The sequence below is a fragment of the Enterobacter cloacae complex sp.6700776 genome, assembly GCF_048284255.1.
Classification (GTDB): Bacteria; Pseudomonadota; Gammaproteobacteria; order Enterobacterales; family Enterobacteriaceae; genus Enterobacter; species Enterobacter intestinihominis.
In genome coordinates this window covers 1-309 of the sequence record NZ_JBLVYK010000149.1, presented here as the reverse complement: position 1 = coordinate 309, position 309 = coordinate 1, and the positions used below count along the sequence as shown (strand labels likewise).

At 58.6% G+C, this 309-nt stretch carries 1 protein-coding gene; it reads right to left on the bottom strand.

Annotated elements, in window-relative coordinates:
- The coding region (locus tag ACNQ0T_RS23655; RefSeq protein WP_417930435.1) for a M20/M25/M40 family metallo-hydrolase at positions 1 to 309 on the bottom strand (309 nt) is incomplete at both ends.

Sequence of the window (309 nt, the reverse complement as noted above, 5' to 3'; positions counted from 1 at the left end):
CGCCAGCAGCTGCAGGTCGGCGGCGTTCACACATTCATTAATTTTGTGAATCGTTGCATTTACGGGGCCCAGCTCAACCACCTGCGCCCCCATGCGCGCGATAAACCGTCCGTCTGAGGTGCCGCCGTTGGTTAACAGCTGCGGTTTGATCTCATTATAGTGCTCAATCGCGTTGACGACCGCATCCACCAGCTTGCCCCGTCCGGTGAGGAACGGCTGGCCGGAGAGCCACCACTCCACGCTGTAACGCAGCTGGTATTTTTCCAGCAGGGCGATCACCCGGGATTTGATCATCTCGTCCGTCAGCTC